We start from the raw sequence: 17,059 nt of genomic DNA, 5'->3' as shown, positions 1-17,059 counted from the left end.
TATTTACTTGGTTACAAAATGGGAGCTTATGTCTATAAAGTCGTTTAAGACAAGAGAAAAACTGCTTGTTTTTTTAAAAATGAATGCTTTCGATCACCAATGGGTGTACTGGGGAGATGGTTGCGCTTTGGAAGTGGTAAAGAGGATGATAATGCTGGCATGTGAAATCCTCAGTTTTTCAATGCTTCGTTTTATCAAGTTTTTGTACGATTTTATCAGAAGTCCATTGGGTGATAATATTGAGCATGATCAAAAGAAGGATGACAATGGTCATGATGAAGGTATTATAGCGTTGATAGCCATAGCGAATTGCCATGTCTCCTAAACCGCCTCCACCAAGATATCCGGCAAGTGAGGTGGCGCCTATGAGAGAAATGACCATGACTGTAAAACCTGTAATCAGGCTAGGGAGAGCTTCCGGAATAAGAACATGTCTGATGATTTGAAGACGGCTTGCCCCCATAGAGCGGATCGCTTCAATGAGACCGTTTTCAACGGTTTTAAAAGAGAGTTCGGCCATGCGTGCATAAAAAGGAATAGCTGAAATGGTGAGAACAAAAATAACAGAAGACATTCCCACCCCTCTTCCTACCACGATACGGGTAACGGGAAGAAGATAAAATGCAAGAATAATAAAAGGAATGGCACGAATACTGTCAACGATGATGCTTAAAGGGCGATTGATAAGAGATGAAGCAAAGATTCCGTCACGTGCTGTTGTGTGAAGAAGAAGACCAAGGGGAAGCCCTATAATAAGCGCCATCAAAGAAGCACTCATCGTCATTAAGACTGTGTCAAAAAGGGCATTGGGAAGTTCATGAGATAGAACATTAAACATAACCTAACACCTCGCAATATCGTCCCTTTTCGCTTAACCATTGAACGGCTTTTTTAAAAGCTTCTTGATCTTGAGCAGGAAGGCATAAGAAGAGTCGTCCGATGGTTTCTCCTTGGACTGTATCAATGCCTCCGTGGAGAATACGTGCTCTTAAACCGCTTTCATCTTCCAGAAGATGGAGAAAAGGTTGTTGGGCAATTTCGCCGGCAATATTTATTTCAATAACAGCTTCTTGACCGATGGGTTTGAGATTTTTTGCATATTTTTCAGGAAGTTGTGGCGTAACAAGTTTGAGCATGGCAATGGTTGTTTCTTCTTGTGGGGATGTAAAAATATCTTTTACATGTCCTTCTTCCACAATGCGCCCTTGATTGAGAACAACAACGCGATGCGCAATTGTGCGTACCACTTCCATTTCGTGGGTAATAAGCACGATTGTGAGATTGAGGCGGTTATTAATATCGGCAAGAAGTTCAAGAATAGACTGTGTTGTTTCAGGATCAAGAGCAGAGGTTGCTTCATCTGATAACAATATTTTAGGATTAGCAGCGAGCGCACGTGCAATGCTAACGCGTTGTTTTTGCCCTCCAGACAATTCTGCTGGATAACAATATTCTTTCCCCCATAATCCTACTAATTCAATAAGCTCAAGGGCACGTTTATTGCGCTGTTTTTTATTTACACCACTTAATTTGAGTGGTAATGCAATGTTATCAATCACCTTTTGCGATGAGAGAAGATTGAAATGTTGAAAAATCATTCCAATCCGTTGACGGTAAGGTGCCCATTCTGTCTCCGATAGATTTGAAATATTGACGCCTTCAAAAAAAAGAGAGCCTGTATCAATTTTTTCTAATCCATTTAAACAGCGAATAAGTGTTGATTTTCCTGCTCCACTACGACCAATAATACCAAGGATTTCACCGGTATGGATATCAAGAGATAAGTTATCAACTGCTGGATTTCCCGCTGTTTTGTTAAAACAACGGCTGACATTTTTTAAGGAAATGAGGGCGTTTTTTTCCATTTAAAATTACCAGAATGTTTAGCAAAACGACGTGAATATGGGGTATAATTACCAAGATGTTTGTGCTGCTGGACCAAAGATTTCTTTGATTTTTGCACGAACAGGCTCGCTATTGTAGGCAGCCACTAATTTTTTGACCCATGGTTCATCTTTGTCGCTGGTCCGCACAACAATGATATTGGTATAGGGATTATTTTCTGCTTTTTCCCATGCGACAACATCTTTTTGCAAGTCTAGTCCAGAGACCAAAGCCCAATTTGTATTGATAACGGCAATATCAAAATCATCGATAGCTCGCCCTAACATGCCGGCATCAAGTTCACGAATTTGCACGTTTTTAGGATTTTCAATAATATCCAGTGGAGAGGCAAGAATATCGTGAGGGTCTTTTAATTTAATAAGACCTAAAGAATTGAGAAGGAGCAGGGCTCTTCCACCGTTGGATGGATCATTAGGAATGCCAACATGTGCACCATCACGCAGATCTTTTAAATCTTTAATTTTGTGGGAATAGACACCGATTGGGGCAATAAACGTGTATCCTACAACTGAAAGTTTATAACCGCGCTGTTCCATTTGGTTTTTAAGATAAGGCGTGTGCTGAAAAGCATTGGCATCAATCTCTCCCGCATTAACAGCATCGTTGGGCAAAGTGTAATCAGAAAAATAAACCAGATCAATTTCTAAACCAGCTTTTTTAGCTTGCTCCGCAGCGACTTGCCAAACAGTGGCTTCGTGTCCTTCCATGACACCAAGTTTGATTTTTGATTTGTCGGCGGCCATGGAAAAAGCAGTAGACAAAAAAAGGGTAAAGAGAGAGAGGACTAATCCTATAACCTGACTGCGAGAAAAAAAATTTAGTGTCATGTGCTTTTAACTTTCTTTTCCAAGAGATTTTTCGAGGAAAGCTTCAATATACTCTATATTCTTTTAAGGAGATTTGAGGTTATACAAGCTTTAGAGAATATTCAATCACTTTTATTTTAAAAAATCATATTCTTTTTTCTTTATGTTCCGCAGTTTTGGGGAAACATCATCATTTGTTCATAGAAATCCTCTGAAATTTAGGCAATCAATTCGTCTATTGTAATGATTTATTGATGGAACCAATGACACTTTAAAAACTTCTTTAAGAGACGATTGGCTTAAAGAGGCAAGCAATCAGATGATGTTTTAGTGGTCAATTTATGAGGGACATACTGCGCAATCAAAGTCAAAAGACCGTGTTTGTGGAGAGGGCTGGAGGGGACAAAGAGAGATTTGGTTGCAATGGGGCTGGGGGCGTTTGGGGAAAAACAAAGAGTGATGATTACTGGATTTAAATGCGGCAAATTTTTGCAAAGGTGAATATTTTGCCCTTCACAGATTAGAGAGGAAGAAAAATAATGTTAAGAAAGAATTTTTTATCAACGACAATGATCTTATGGGCTTTGGGAGCATCAGGGGTGGCTATAACTGCTTCTCACGCGCAAGCTGGGACTATTGCTGGAACTGTTGCTCGTGTTGCATCAGGTCAGGTATCGTTACGCACCGGTCCTGCGACAGCTTATAAAGTGATCGCAACGGTTCCAGTGGGCGCAAAAGTGCAAATTTATGGCTGCTTATCCAATAAAACTTGGTGTTCTCTTGGGTATCATGGAAAAGTTGGTTGGGCATCTGCACGTTATGTCAACGTTGCTAATGTTCCTACCATTGCTTTTAAAAAGGTGCCGGTAAAATCAAATTCCATGATAAAATTGCAAAAAGTAAAACAGATTGTTTCTGATTTTAAAGCTCTTCCAGCGATGCAAAAAACACGCAAAAACATGCAAAAACTGTACAGAACAGATGTGATTATCGATTCCACAGGAGTCAAAAAAAGAGATGAAAGAACAATTTTTAATCCTTCGCCAAAAGCACAAGAAGTTTCTGTAAAGCACGTCAATGCTTATAATCCCTTCTTTCCGGATAAGGTTAATGACAAAAATTTTGAACGCAATGAAACGCGTTATCGTGTTGTGACCTATCCTGCTCGATAAGGATAAAAAAAATCAATCTCACAACAGGAATGACAAAAAGGATGGCAGTATGAAGCAAAAAATGCTTTATGCTGTTGATCCTATTATCTCATAAAATAGCATCAAGGTGGTGAGAGATAACTTAAGGTGGCGAGAGTTAAGAATATTTAGGGTGAAATTTATCAACGCTTCGAGATACTGTTCTTTAGGATAATGTTTGATGGATTTTTTTAAGAGAATGGCTAGGAGCTTTTTGTCCTTGTACTATTGTGTCGTAAGGCGGCATGAGGACAGAGATTGGTGCAAACTGGGTAAAAAGTGCGATTGTGTACAAGAGCAATGCAGATAGAGATCTTCGTTTTTAAGGCGAAGAGGTATCCAAGGATATTTAAGAGTAGAATTTGTCAATGCTCCGTATGACGTTCTTTAGGGTGATGATATCAATCAACAGTAGGGAAAGATTTTTTTGAAGGGAAGCCGGACTTTTGACAGACCGGCTAGATTCTTCGTCCTTTTAGATAGGGCGTTAATTGGCAGACTTAGGCTTTATCAAATTACGAGAAATGAGCAATTCAGCAATTTGAACGGCATTCAATGCGGCGCCTTTTCTTAAATTATCGGCGACAACCCAGAAAGCCAAACCATTTTCAACGGTGATATCTTCACGAACACGGCTAATAAAGGTGTCATCTTCTCCTGTACATTCATAAGGCGTGGTATAGCCACCATCTTCGTGTTTATCGATAAGTTGACAACCAGGGGCATCGCGGAAGAGCGCTTGCGCTTCAGATACGCTGAGTGGTTTTTCAAATTCAACATGGACGGCTTCTGCATGCCCGATAAAGACAGGAACCCGAACAGCCGTGGCTGTGAGTTTAATTTTCGGATCAAGAATTTTCTTCGTTTCAGCCGTCATTTTCCATTCTTCTTTTGTATAACCATCTTCCATGAAAACATCGATATGAGGAATGACATTAAAGGCAATGCGTTTGGTGAATTTTTTTGATGTAATAGGATCTGCAACAAACACAGCGCGGGATTGTTCGAAAAGTTCGTCCATTCCTTCTTTACCAGCTCCAGAGACAGATTGATATGTAGAGACAACAACCCGCTTAATGATAGCAGCATCATGGAGAGGTTTTAAAGCTAAAACCAGTTGAATTGTTGAACAATTAGGATTGGCGATAATATTACGCTTAGAAAAGGTATTTATAGCTTCAGCATTGACTTCAGGGACAATTAACGGAACATTGGCATTATAGCGCCATGTAGAGGAATTGTCGATAACGACACAGCCCGCTGCCGCGATTTTAGGAGCATATTCTTTGGAAATGCTTCCTCCCGCAGACATAAGACACAAATCTGTGTCAGAAAAATCATACGTATCCAGAGCTTTTACTTTTAAAGTTTTGTCTCCATAAGAAACTTCTTGTCCTAATGAGCGTCGTGATGCCAGAGGAACAATTTCATGCGCAGGGAAACCACGCTCTTCTAAAATTGTAAGCATTTCACGACCGACATTTCCTGTTGCGCCGACAATTGCAACTTTAAAACTCATTTTCTATACTCCTTCGTGTCTCTCCACGTTCATTCCCCGCGCTATACTCAGGAGAGAATGAGTTGGTCAAGGAACATCATTAAATTATATCTTCAACAAATCCCATGTTGTGCACAACAATCAGAATTGTCAGCACAATAAAGTATTGTATTGCAAATAATATTGTCTTTTTTAATCTTTCAGAAGTGAAAAAAATTGAATATTTTATGCGAATTCTTCATCTCTTTGCGAGAGCACTTAAGTGAATTTTTTCTCTTCTGTCAATTGTTTCTCTTCACACTTTTGAGTTTTTAAAAGATGGTATGGCGCATCGCCTTGGAAGATTTTTTTGTCTTTTATCTGTTAAGTGTCCAATTATTTGATTTCTTCCCTCTCTCTAAAGACAAAAATTTCTATTCAGACTGTTTCCAGATTGGATAAAAATCTTCGTCTTTTGGGGCGGAGACAGTTAAAATGCTTTTCAATGTTATTCAGAACAGTTGAGGGCTTTTCAGTAAATTCATAAAAATAAGGGGCTGTTTTTTTCATCAGAAATCAACTGCAAAATTGCTCTTTGTTTTTTGCGGGTAAGCTCTCTGAAATTTTTCAAAAGTAAATATTCTGCTTTACTCGATATTCTGTCATCACAATGCGAGGAAGTCTCTTCTTTTTTTGCGCACTCAGCGTAAAAGAAGGAAACGGGAACACCCAGTACATCAGCAATTTCCTGTAAACATGCTGCGCTCACACGATTTAAACCTTTTTCATATTTTTGGATTTGTTGAAACGTTACGCCCAAATGACTTCCTAATTGTTTTTGAGAAAACCCCATCATATTTCTTCTGAAGCGAATTTTTTGGCCTAAAGAAATGTCGTAAGAATGTGAATTTTTAGCTTGCACTTTGTTTCCCCTCCGGTTGCGAGCGCCCTCGCATTGGTATTCCGGGGTCTGGCAACACATTGATTTATAATGATAAATCATTCTTTTTCAACTTGAATCATAGATCCGAATATAGTAAGATTCTTTCATCACAAACCCTCTCATATCGTATCAATTAATATCACTTGCTTGCATGTCAAAAGCGGGGCTGGCGTGTGGGTAAAAACTATAGAAGAAAGGACTAAAAATGCCTCTTATGAACCGTCTGAATGCAAGGTCTGTCGCAACATTGGGGGCTGGCAAATATAATGATGGTGCCGGCTTGTTACTCCATAAGCGTAAAGATGGTGGTGCTCAATGGCTTTATCGTTATACTATTCATGGGCGTCGTCGCGAAATGGGATTAGGAGCGTTGAGAAACGTCTCTTTAAAAAAAGCCCGTGAATTGGCAAACCAATGGCGTTCTGTTTTACATGAGGGTCGTGACCCTATTAAAGAACGCGATAAACAAAAGCGTGAGGCAATAAGCAATCTTCATTATTTAAAAGATATTGCTCTAGATGCTTTTGAAAGTCGTAAAGCTGAATTAAAAGGAGATGGCAAAGCTGGGAACTGGTTTCTACCTTTACAACTTTATGTTCTCCCCAAATTAGGCTGTATTCCCATTTCAGAGATTACCCAAACAGAGATACGCAATGTACTTGCTCCCATATGGCATACAAAAGCTGCAACAGCAGAGAAAGCAATAAATCGTCTTAATCTTTGTCTTAAACATGCGGCTGCATTAGGATTGGATGTTGATTTACAAGCAACAATAAAAGCACGCGCTCTGTTAGGGAAGCAACGCCATAAAGCACAAAATTTACCTGCAATGGATTGGAAAGATGTGCCTGCCTTTTATCAGTCACTCTGCAAAACAACAACCATGACACAACTGGCTTTGCGTTTACTTATTTTGACTGGTGTTCGTACTCGCCCTTTGCGTTATATGCGTGAAGATCAGATTGATGGGGATATATGGACTATCCCTGCTGAAAGTATGAAAGGACGACGCGATGCTACAGAAGAATTTCGCGTTCCTTTATCATCAGAAGCACTAAAAGTGATTAAACAAGCACATCTGCTTTCTCGTAATGGTTTTCTTTTTTCTGCAACCGGTCGTGGTCCTCTTGCACAAAACAGCATGCTACAATACATGAAAAAAATTGGTCTGGAAGCTTGTCCCCATGGTTTTCGCTCTAGTTTACGCGATTGGCTCGCAGAAACAACCGATGCTCCTTATGAGGTCGCAGAAACCATTCTAGGTCATACGGTCGGGGGTAAAGTGGAACGTGCCTATCGTCGTACAGATTATTTAGAACAGCGTCGCGTCTATATGGATAAATGGGCTTCTTATGTCACTGGTCAAAACAATAAAAGTTGTGGATAGCTCTATCTCTTTTTTCATATTTAATCCATAATGAATAGTATAATCACAAATTATGGCTTATTTTGAATAAAAAATCACAAGATATTGTTTTTTTGCTGGAAAAGTTTGCTACGAATTGCTATTTATATATAGCAAATTGATGCTGATTCGATCATTTAAATAGAGAGGGGATTCCATGATTCCAAATGAACCACTCCTCACGGTACGTGAGAGTGCAAAAATACTTAATATAAGTGTTTCAACACTTTGGCGGCGGGTCGCTGATGGCTCGGTGCCAAAACCTTTAAAGATTGGTTCCTTAGCGCGTTGGTTACAATCCGACCTTGACGACGTAATCGAAAAGGCAAAAAACCAACGCAGCAACGACGCCGCCTAAAGAAAACTTCGCCTTATAGGACAGACAAAGTATTTCAACTTTCACAAATTCCGAAATAACAGAATCTGTCCTGTAATGCAAGTAGCAGGAAGGGATTTTATGCATTTTACAAATGCTACAACAAGCAATGCTTATGCATTGCATACAACAGCTCGAAAAATTACTTGTGCATTACGTGGAGTTTGGCATGGGCGTTATGGAACAGCCCGTTGCCCTGCTCATGATGATAGACTGCCTAGTTTATCCATTACCAATGGACTTGATGGGCGTCTTTTACTCTATTGTTATGCCGGTTGCTCTTTTAGAGAGATCATACAAGCGCTTAGAAGAATTGGCTTGCTGGAGAAACAAGCCTTTTTTGATAAAACTTATGATCATACGCTTTCTTTCTCAAAACAGTTTTGTGCTGATTTCAAAAGAGCAAAACAGAAAGCAGAAAGAGCAAAAAAGATTTGGCAACAAAGTCAACCGATCAAAAATACTTTAGCAGAAACCTATTTACGCATGCGGGGGCTCACATGTGAATTGCCTGCTGATTTACGTTTTCACGATAAATGTCCACATCCATTAGGAATGACACTGCCCGCGTTGGTGGCTCTTGTTAAGGGGGCTGGCTCTTTTGCCATTCATAGGACCTTTTTAAAAGCCAATGGCTGCAAAACAGATCAGAAACCAGCCAAAGCCATGTTGGGTTCTGTCATGGGCGGTGCTGTGCATTTAAGTCAAGACAATCCAAAACATTTGGTTATTTGTGAAGGCATTGAAACGGGGCTGTCTCTGCTGTCTGGATTGTTATCAGAGCCCGTGAATTTATGGGCGTCTCTTTCCACCAGTGGCATGATGCGTGTGAATTTACCCCCGATAAAAGGGCGTCTGACAATCGCAATGGACGGCGATGATGCGGGTCGTAAAGCAGGTTTTACCCTAGCAAAGCGTGCTTATAGCCAAGGCTTTGAAGTCTTTATGATGCAAGCTCCAAAAGGAATAGACTTTAATAATGTACTACTTTCTAGAGAAAGGAAAATATGAAAAATAGTAATTTACAACACAATAATGAAAATGCCCCCGTCAATGATAACGATCATGCCTTTTTAAATGATAATACTTGTTTAAAAGCTATTCCTTATGAACAAGCCTTGCAACAAAACGGTTGGGGGGAATTACAGTCTATTGATAAAGCTCTTTTACCCGTCGAGCCTTTTAAAGTCTATCTGCTCCCAACACCATTAATAGACTATGTTTATGACGTTTCTGATATGCAACAATCTTCTATCGACTTTGTTGCTATCTCTGCTTTATGCGGTTTGGCTGCTGTTATTGGAAATGGCGTGCGTATCGCTCCAAAACAATATGCCAATTGGGAAATTGTTCCTAATCTCTGGGGCGCCATTGTGGGGCAACCTTCAACCATGAAAACACCTACCATGGAAGCTGCTTTAGCCCCTCTCTATGCTTTTCAAGAGGAATGGCATCAAGAATGGATAAAGCAGAAAAAACAGCAAGAAACAAAAGATATTCTGATTGAGTTAGACAAGAGAGAAAAGAAAAAACAAGCCTACAAAGCACTCAAAGATCAAGACGAGGAACACGCCCTTGCTCTTCTTTCTCAAGCTCTTGAACACAAAGAAAGCGACGATGATGACACGCTTAATAAACGACGTCTGATTGTCAATGATGTCACGGTCGAAAAGCTTGGGGAATTGTTAAAAGAAAACCCCCGTGGTCTCTTAATGGTCCGTGATGAATTATCTGGTTTTTTAGCCAATTTGGAGAGAAAGGAATATCAATCAGACCGTTCTTTCTATCTAACAGCTTTTAATGGCAATAAGCCATATACCTATGACCGTATAGAGCGTGGAACCATTCATATTCCTAATGCAACTCTTTCCGTTATTGGGGGCATTCAACCTTCACGAATTATTCCAGTCATTCAAGCAATGCACCGTGGAATAAACGATGACGGTTTATTACAACGATTTCAAATGCTAGTTTTTCCCGATGAACGAAAAGAACGTGAATGGGTTGATAAACCTTTCAAGCAAAAGGCATGGGAAAATTATCAAGAAGTCTTTCGTTCTCTTTATGATAAACCTTTAGGATCACCAAAACACCCCATTACCATACGTTTTTCTGCCGAAGCCCAAGAGATGTTTCGTGAATGGTGGGAAAATTTTCAAAAAACAACCAAAGGGGAAAATTTCTCCGAAAGTTTACAAGCGCATCTCTTGAAAATGGATAAAACCATACCAACCCTTGCGTTGATTTTTGAACTGTGCGAAGGGGGGCGTTTTGAAATCAATAGAAATGCCCTTGAGAGAGCTTTGTATTGGGAAAAATATCTGATAAGTCACGCAAAACGTCTTTACGCGGCGCATGATACATTAACAGCAGAGCGTGCAAAATTAATTGTTGAACGCTGTGATTATTTACCCGATGGTTTTACTTCACGTGATGTTTATAAACGTAATTGGAAATGTTTAAAGGACAATGGAGCCGTTAAGCAAGCTTTAGAGCTTTTATGCTGTTGTAACTATATTCGTGAAATCTCTGGAGACAATAGCTCTCAAGGCGGTCGACCTACCATACGCTATGAATGGCATCCTTTAGTGAAAAGTTATAAGACACCACAATAGGCAATCTGGATATCTTATAAAACATTAAACCCTATAACCTTGTATTATCGAAGAGAGCCTTCAAAGCATTCCGCATCTATTGGTTTTGGGGGTTTTGGGTGTTCTTTTTACACCCCCTCTATATATTTTTTAAATCAAAAATAAAAGTTATTATATTTCAATATGTTAATGTTTTAAATAAACAACCTATATTAAATACAACACGTAAATACAATCTTTAATATATATTTAAGAGGGTTTTGTAGGGGTTTTGGGTGTTTTAAACACCGTCAAAACCTATCTATTAAATTCGTGATAAAACTTATCAAAATAATCATTATGATATTTTAAAAGAACGTATTGCATCTGTCTTGATTAACACATCAAATGAATAGCAAATTTCACTATTTTGCTGATCTGATCTTTCTCATAGGCTGTTGATAAGTATCCTTTTAAAACCTCTTTTGAAAAAATTATCGGCTTTTTAGCAGTTTTTTCCCATTTTTATCGATATTTGTTTTAAACGCATTTAATTGAATTCGTTTTGATTCTTTTGATGGTTATTGATCATCTTATAAGGCAAGGGATTTTTATTGTAATATGCTGCAATCTGTTAAGTCTGATAATAAACACGTCACGCTACGTTCTCTGTTGGAATATTATCGTCAACAAGCAACTTCAAATGCTAAAAAGGGAAAAATTTTTGAAGATTTTATTAGCAAATATCTTATGCATGACCCTATCCATTATGGACGCTATGAAAAGGTTGAAAGCTATTTTGAATGGGCTAAAGAGCGTGAGGATTGGAATAAAAATGATATCGGCATTGATCTGGTTGCAAAACTTCGCAATCAAGAAGGCTATGTGGCTATTCAATGTAAGTTTTATAAAGCAGACCATCAGATCAGTAAAAAGGATATTGATAGCTTTATCGCAGCCTCTGGAAAAGACATCTTTAAATATCGCCTTCTCGTTGATAGCACTGAAAGTGAATTAAGTGACAATGTGAATGCCATGATTAAAGGACAAGCGATACCCGTTTATCGCATTGACCTTCGTCATATGGAAAACAGTCGTATAGATTGGCAAATATTTGCAACAAAACAAAAAGTTGTTCTGAAAGTTACAAAAGAACCTCGTCCCCATCAGAAAGAAGCCATCAAGAAAGTCTGTGAAGGTTTAAAAGAAGCAGACCGTGGCAAGCTAATTATGGCATGTGGAACAGGCAAAACGTTCACAAGCCTTAAGATAGCAGAGACCATAGCGGGAAAAGGCAAGCGTGTGTTGTTTTTGGTGCCTTCTCTTGCTTTAGTCTCACAAACAATCCGTGAATGGACACTGGACACACAAATTCCCTTGCGTTCCTTTGCGGTGTGTTCGGATACAAAAGTAGGAAAGCGTCGTAAAAACCAAGATGACATGGTTGGCATGGAAACATCAGATCTTGTTCTTCCTGCTACAACAGATGCAAAAGCCCTTGCCAAAGAAGCTTGTGAAAGCTTCGCAGAGGCAATGACGGTCATCTTTTCAACCTATCATTCCATTCAAGTGATTTCCGATGCGCAAAAGGAATATGGATTACCAGAATTTGATCTGATCATTTGTGATGAAGCACACCGTACGACGGGTGCTTCATTGGGAACTGACGACAATGAATCTGAGTTTGTCAAAGTTCATGATAACAGCATTATTCGAGGCAAAAAACGTCTATATATGACAGCAACGCCTCGTATCTTTAGTGAGACTGCCAAAAGACGGGCTGATGAGATTAATGCCGTTCTGGCATCCATGGATGATGAAGCGCTTTTTGGAAAACAACTCCATCATTATACCTTCACTGAAGCTGTCGAGAATGAACTTTTAACTCCTTACAAGATTGTGGTCTTAGGCATTGATGAAACCTATATCACACCAGCCATACAGAAGATTATAGCCAATGAAGACCGTGAAATTGATTTAGATGATGCGGCAAAAATTATTGGCTGTTATAGAGCACTGACTAAAATAGATAAGGAAGCAGCTGTTGATGATGATGATACAGAGCCCATGCATTGTGCCTTAGCTTTTTGCAAAGATATCAATACTTCTAAATATGTCACAAAGCTCTTCAATAAAATTATCGAATCTCATATCAATGATTTCCTTAAAGATGTACCCTTTTTGAATTGTGAAGTAAGACATATTGACGGAAAGCAAAGCGTCAAAAAACGCAATGAAGAATTGGATTGGCTGAAACAAGATGCTGGTCACAATGTTTGTCGGATCTTAAGCAATGTTCGGTGTCTTTCAGAAGGGATTGATGTTCCTGCTCTTGATGCCATCATGTTTTTACACCCGCGCAATAGCCAAGTGGATGTGATACAGGCGGTGGGGCGTGTGATGCGTCGTGCCAAGGGAAAAAAGACAGGCTATATCATTTTACCTGTTATCATTCCCTCGCATTTAGAAGCCAAAAAAGCTTTACGGAATAATAAGAAGTACCATGTTGTTTGGCAAGTTTTGAATGCTTTACATTCTCATGATGAGAGGCTGGCTCGAACGATTAATCAAATGTCTTTAGGACAAGATAGCAGCCATACGATTGAGATTATAGAGATTAAGCGTGACAATGAATTAAAAGAACTCACCACAACAGTTGATGAGGTCCAGATACAATCAAAAGGAGAAAGTTCTGGACATGTTATTGGAACAGCAGCAAGCAACTCTCAATCGACTACAGAGCAAGGAGAATTATTCCGCCCTTCTGAATTTGTTGATTTTATCAAGACAATTTTTCTGGATAGTTTTAAAATCACGGATTATTGGGGCATATGGGCTGGCAATGTTGCTGAGATTGCACAAAACCATATCAATCGTCTTAAAGATATGCTTGTGGACGAAAAGAGTGAAACTTTTCATGCTTTTGATGCCTTTCATAAGGAACTAAAAAACAACGTAAATAGTGAAATCAAACAAGAAGAAGCTGTTGAGATGTTAGCCCAACATCTTGTAACGCGTCCCGTGTTTGAAGCTTTGTTTGATGGCAATAAGTTTGTACAGAACAATGCTATCTCTCAAGCCATGGAAAAGATTTTAGCGAAACTGGATAAAACCAATATTGAGGAAGAAGCAAAAGATCTTGATAAATTCTACAAAAGTATCACGTTCTGTACAGCAGGGATTACCGAACCTCAAGCAAAACAGAATCTTATTATCAAACTTTACGAAGATTTTTTTGCCAAAGCTTTTAAGAAAACCACGGATAGGCTTGGAATTGTTTATACCCCCGTTGAGGTTGTTGATTTTATCATTCACTCTGTTGATGATGTCTTGCGCAATGAATTTGGCAAAAGTCTAGGATCACGGGGTGTTTCTATTCTTGACCCTTTTACAGGTACTGGAACCTTTATCACACGGTTGTTACAATCCAATCTCATAAAACCAGAAGATATGGAATATAAATTCCGTCATGATATTCATGCTAATGAGATTGTTTTACTGGCTTATTACATAGCAGCCATTAACATTGAATCGACCTATCATAGTCTTATGAAAGGGAATTATATTCCTTTCAAACATATTGGTCTGGCTGATACGTTTCAGATGCTTAAAGAAAAAAACTTGATAGATGGTATACTCAAAGAGAACAGTGAATATTTAGAACATCAAAAGAAACTGGATATCAAAGTTATTTTTGGTAATCCCCCTTATTCGGTTGGACAAAAAAGTGAAAATGATAATGCAAAGAAGAGTCCTTATCCAATATTAGATAATCGTATCCGTGAAACTTATGCTGCTCAATCAAAAACAACTTGTGTGCAAGCACTTTACGACAGTTATATCCGTGCTATCCGCTGGGCTAGTGACCGTATTGATAATGCTGGGGTAATCGGATTTGTCACAAATGCCGGTTTTATTACTGGACATTCTATGGATGGCTTACGAAAATGCTTCGTTGAGGAATTTAGCAGCCTTTATATTTTCCATTTACGGGGTAATCAACGAACTTCTGGAGAACTTTCTCGAAAAGAGGGTGGCAAGATTTTTGGTTCTGGGTCACGGGCTCCTATCGCTATCTCTATTCTTATCAAAAATCCAGAATCTCAACAGCGTGGTAAAATATATTTCCGTGATATTGGAGATTATCTTAAAAGAGAAAAAAAACTTACGATAATTGAATCCCTTGGAAGCATTGATGGCATTACACGGAGTCAACAAGGTTGGCAAATAATCAAACCGGATGGACATAATGATTGGCTTAATCAACGTGATGATAGCTTCAAATCATTTTTAGTCATAGGTGATAAAACTACAGGTGATAAGAAAAGTCATGATAAAAAACTTTTTGATATTTATTCTTGTGGTCTAAAAACTAATCGTGATGCTTGGGCTTATAACTCAAGCTGTGAAGTTTTAACTAAAAACATGAGTAATATGATTACTTTTTATAACAGCGAAGTAGAACGTTTTAACAATATCTATCCACATGCTGAACGTAAGTCACGTGTAAAAGTTGTAAATGATTTCGTAAATTCGGATGAAAGCAAAATTAGTTGGAGCCATAACATTAAACAAGAGTTGGTAAGAGGAAAGTTTTTCGAGTTTGAAGATAAGTGCCTTATTCAAAGCCTATATCGCCCTTTTACAAAACAATGGCTTTATTATAATAGCATCTTCAATGATGGCATTTATCAAATACCGCGCCTATTCCCTATCGGAAAAGCAGTTAAAAATAAGGTAATACAAGTTACTGGCGCAGGAGCAATGAAAGGTTTTTCTGTATTGATGACGAAAAACTTACCTAACCATCATGCAATAGATACGAGTCAATGTTTTCCACGGTATATTTACGAAGATACTACGGTCTCAAAAGATAAAAGTGAAAACCAATCTCATTTATTTGCAAATGCTACAGAGGAAAACAAAAATGCTGGTTTACAGAGGCGTGATGCCATTACGGATGAGGGACTAGACCATTTTAAAGCAGCTTATCCTAATGAAACCATAACAAAAGATGATCTATTCTATTATGTTTATGGGATCTTACATTCGGAAGATTATCGTGCCCGTTATGCTGATAATCTCTCTAAAGAATTGCCGCGTATCCCTTGTGTAAAAACTGCTGAGGACTTTTGGAAATTTGTTACAGCAGGACGTGAATTGGGTCATTTGCACGTCAATTATGAAACTGTAGAACCTTATCCAGTCACATTTAAAAAAGGCAATCCAAAACAGACTGATATCTCTAATCCTAAGGAATTTTATTACGTTACAGAAATGAAATTCTTTAGCAAAAATAATGTAAAAGATAAATCTATCGTTTTTTACAACAGCAATATCACGATGACTGATATCCCTCGTGAAGCTTATGAGTATATCGTAAATGGCAAGCCTGCTCTTGAATGGGTTATGGGACGTCAATGTGTAAAGACTGATAAAAAGAGTGGTATTGTGAATAATGCTAATCGCTATGCTGTTGAGACCGTTGGAAACCCTGCTTATCCATTAGAATTGTTTCAAAGGGTTATTACCGTAAGTTTAGAGACAATGAAGATTGTTAAGAACCTACCAAAATTAGAAATTAGAGAAACTGAATAGACTTATTAAGGTATGCTCATATAATGGGTATGCTATCTTATAAGGGGTATAGAGCCTTATAATCTATACCTCTTTTATTAAGTTGATTAGATACAATCTTAAAAGAAATAATTTATCATGCGTTATTCTAAAAAAAGAAGCTTTGCACTTTTAAACACTCTTATTTGGATTGCTTTAAGACTTTTAAGAAATCCCATCTTAAATAGAATACACTTCTTTTGGATTGCTTTTAAGAGATTATACCGTAATCTCAAATGATAGCTTTATTGTTTTCAAAAGCTTTGTTTAAAGAGAATTTTATCTATAGGTTTTGACAGTGTTTAAAACCCCCAAAACCCCTACAAAACCCTCTTAAATATATATTAAAGATTGTATTTACATGTTGTATTTAATATAGGTTGTTTATTTAAAACATTAACATATTGAAATATAATAACTTTTATTTTTGATTAAAAAATATATATAGAGGGGGTGTAAAAAGAACACCCAAAACCCCCAAAACCAATAACCATAATAATCTTGATAGCATTTCTTATATTTATAACTATCTTTTGAAAGGCTTTAAAAGATCACATGCATTTCATAAGACATGTTTTAATCATTCTCTAAAATTATAAGTTTATCCATTTAAGTGGACTGATAAAAATTCATTAAAAGGATTTTGATAACATAATCAGTTTTCACTTTCATACGCTTTTTATAAAGCACGTTTTAATCACTCACTAAAATAATCATTTTGTCAGTTCAATTTACTGACACATAACTGACATATATATATTATGGATT

At 38.0% G+C, this 17,059-nt stretch carries 11 protein-coding genes; 6 read left to right on the top strand and 5 right to left on the bottom strand.

The window, feature by feature from the left end:
- Nucleotides 1-178: 178 nt before the first annotated feature.
- Genes NNJ73_RS09660 through NNJ73_RS09650 form a run of 3 tightly spaced genes read right to left on the bottom strand, consistent with a single transcriptional unit; the run spans nucleotide 179 to nucleotide 2,732 of the window.
- Nucleotides 179-838, bottom strand: coding sequence for a methionine ABC transporter permease (locus NNJ73_RS09660; protein ID WP_254493893.1), 660 nt, complete (start codon nucleotides 836-838; stop codon nucleotides 179-181).
- A complete protein-coding gene (locus NNJ73_RS09655; protein WP_254493892.1) occupies nucleotides 831-1,865 on the bottom strand; it encodes a methionine ABC transporter ATP-binding protein in 1,035 nt (344 codons plus the stop codon). Before NNJ73_RS09655 ends, NNJ73_RS09660 begins: the two co-directional genes overlap by 8 nt.
- A 48-nt stretch (nucleotides 1,866-1,913) precedes the next feature.
- Nucleotides 1,914-2,732, bottom strand: a complete 819-nt coding sequence (locus NNJ73_RS09650; RefSeq protein WP_254493890.1) for a MetQ/NlpA family ABC transporter substrate-binding protein — start codon at nucleotides 2,730-2,732, stop codon at nucleotides 1,914-1,916.
- Between the two features lie 518 nt (nucleotides 2,733-3,250).
- On the opposite strand from NNJ73_RS09650, the gene NNJ73_RS09645 reads away from it, so the two are divergent.
- Nucleotides 3,251-3,883: an SH3 domain-containing protein gene (locus tag NNJ73_RS09645; RefSeq protein ID WP_254493888.1), complete on the top strand. Its 633-nt coding sequence runs from the start codon at nucleotides 3,251-3,253 to the stop codon at nucleotides 3,881-3,883.
- Nucleotides 3,884-4,388: 505 nt separating this feature from the next.
- On the opposite strand, the gene NNJ73_RS09640 is transcribed toward NNJ73_RS09645, so the two are convergent.
- Together NNJ73_RS09640 and NNJ73_RS09635 are read right to left on the bottom strand one after the other, a co-directional pair.
- Nucleotides 4,389-5,420: an aspartate-semialdehyde dehydrogenase gene (locus NNJ73_RS09640; protein WP_254493887.1), complete on the bottom strand. Its 1,032-nt coding sequence runs from the start codon at nucleotides 5,418-5,420 to the stop codon at nucleotides 4,389-4,391.
- Nucleotides 5,421-5,919: 499 nt separating this feature from the next.
- Nucleotides 5,920-6,300 (bottom strand): helix-turn-helix domain-containing protein, encoded by a 381-nt coding sequence (locus NNJ73_RS09635; protein ID WP_254493886.1) that lies wholly within the window; start codon nucleotides 6,298-6,300, stop codon nucleotides 5,920-5,922.
- A 226-nt stretch (nucleotides 6,301-6,526) separates the two neighbouring features.
- Here NNJ73_RS09635 and NNJ73_RS09630 point away from each other — a divergent pair, with 226 nt between their 5' ends.
- The 5 genes from NNJ73_RS09630 (at nucleotide 6,527) to NNJ73_RS09610 (ending at nucleotide 16,273) form a co-directional block, all read left to right on the top strand.
- Complete coding sequence (locus NNJ73_RS09630; RefSeq protein ID WP_254493885.1) at nucleotides 6,527-7,708, top strand: site-specific integrase; 1,182 nt, start codon at nucleotides 6,527-6,529, stop codon at nucleotides 7,706-7,708.
- A gap of 175 nt (nucleotides 7,709-7,883) precedes the next feature.
- On the top strand, nucleotides 7,884-8,084 hold the full coding sequence (locus NNJ73_RS09625) for an AlpA family transcriptional regulator (protein WP_254493883.1): 201 nt from the start codon (nucleotides 7,884-7,886) through the stop codon (nucleotides 8,082-8,084).
- A 99-nt stretch (nucleotides 8,085-8,183) separates the two neighbouring features.
- Nucleotides 8,184-9,113 carry a toprim domain-containing protein gene (locus tag NNJ73_RS09620; protein ID WP_254493882.1) on the top strand — a complete coding sequence of 310 codons (930 nt, stop codon included), beginning with the start codon at nucleotides 8,184-8,186 and terminating at the stop codon, nucleotides 9,111-9,113.
- On the top strand, nucleotides 9,110-10,717 hold the full coding sequence (locus NNJ73_RS09615) for a YfjI family protein (RefSeq protein ID WP_254493880.1): 1,608 nt from the start codon (nucleotides 9,110-9,112) through the stop codon (nucleotides 10,715-10,717). Before NNJ73_RS09620 ends, NNJ73_RS09615 begins: the two co-directional genes overlap by 4 nt.
- 579 nt (nucleotides 10,718-11,296) lie before the next feature.
- The gene (locus tag NNJ73_RS09610; protein WP_254493878.1) at nucleotides 11,297-16,273 is read left to right on the top strand and encodes a type ISP restriction/modification enzyme; all 4,977 of its coding nucleotides are present in this window, start codon (nucleotides 11,297-11,299) and stop codon (nucleotides 16,271-16,273) included.
- Nucleotides 16,274-17,059: the final 786 nt, after the last annotated feature.

It is taken from the genome of Bartonella sp. B1099 (assembly GCF_944801835.1).
Classification (GTDB): Bacteria; Pseudomonadota; Alphaproteobacteria; order Rhizobiales; family Rhizobiaceae; genus Bartonella.
Note: the sequence above shows the minus strand (reverse complement) of the source record. Positions and strands in the feature narration are given on the sequence as shown.

What these genes read in the sequence shown, in the direction of transcription:
- NNJ73_RS09615 (WP_254493880.1), top strand. Translation starts at nt 9,110, where the DNA reads ATGAAAAATAGTAATTTACAACACAATAATGAAAATGCCCCCGTCAAT.
- NNJ73_RS09640 (WP_254493887.1), bottom strand. Translation starts at nt 5,420, where the DNA reads ATGAGTTTTAAAGTTGCAATTGTCGGCGCAACAGGAAATGTCGGTCGT.
- NNJ73_RS09660 (WP_254493893.1), bottom strand. Translation starts at nt 838, where the DNA reads ATGTTTAATGTTCTATCTCATGAACTTCCCAATGCCCTTTTTGACACA.
- NNJ73_RS09655 (WP_254493892.1), bottom strand. Translation starts at nt 1,865, where the DNA reads ATGGAAAAAAACGCCCTCATTTCCTTAAAAAATGTCAGCCGTTGTTTT.
- NNJ73_RS09620 (WP_254493882.1), top strand. Translation starts at nt 8,184, where the DNA reads ATGCATTTTACAAATGCTACAACAAGCAATGCTTATGCATTGCATACA.
- NNJ73_RS09610 (WP_254493878.1), top strand. Translation starts at nt 11,297, where the DNA reads ATGCTGCAATCTGTTAAGTCTGATAATAAACACGTCACGCTACGTTCT.
- NNJ73_RS09645 (WP_254493888.1), top strand. Translation starts at nt 3,251, where the DNA reads ATGTTAAGAAAGAATTTTTTATCAACGACAATGATCTTATGGGCTTTG.
- NNJ73_RS09630 (WP_254493885.1), top strand. Translation starts at nt 6,527, where the DNA reads ATGCCTCTTATGAACCGTCTGAATGCAAGGTCTGTCGCAACATTGGGG.
- NNJ73_RS09650 (WP_254493890.1), bottom strand. Translation starts at nt 2,732, where the DNA reads ATGACACTAAATTTTTTTTCTCGCAGTCAGGTTATAGGATTAGTCCTC.
- NNJ73_RS09625 (WP_254493883.1), top strand. Translation starts at nt 7,884, where the DNA reads ATGATTCCAAATGAACCACTCCTCACGGTACGTGAGAGTGCAAAAATA.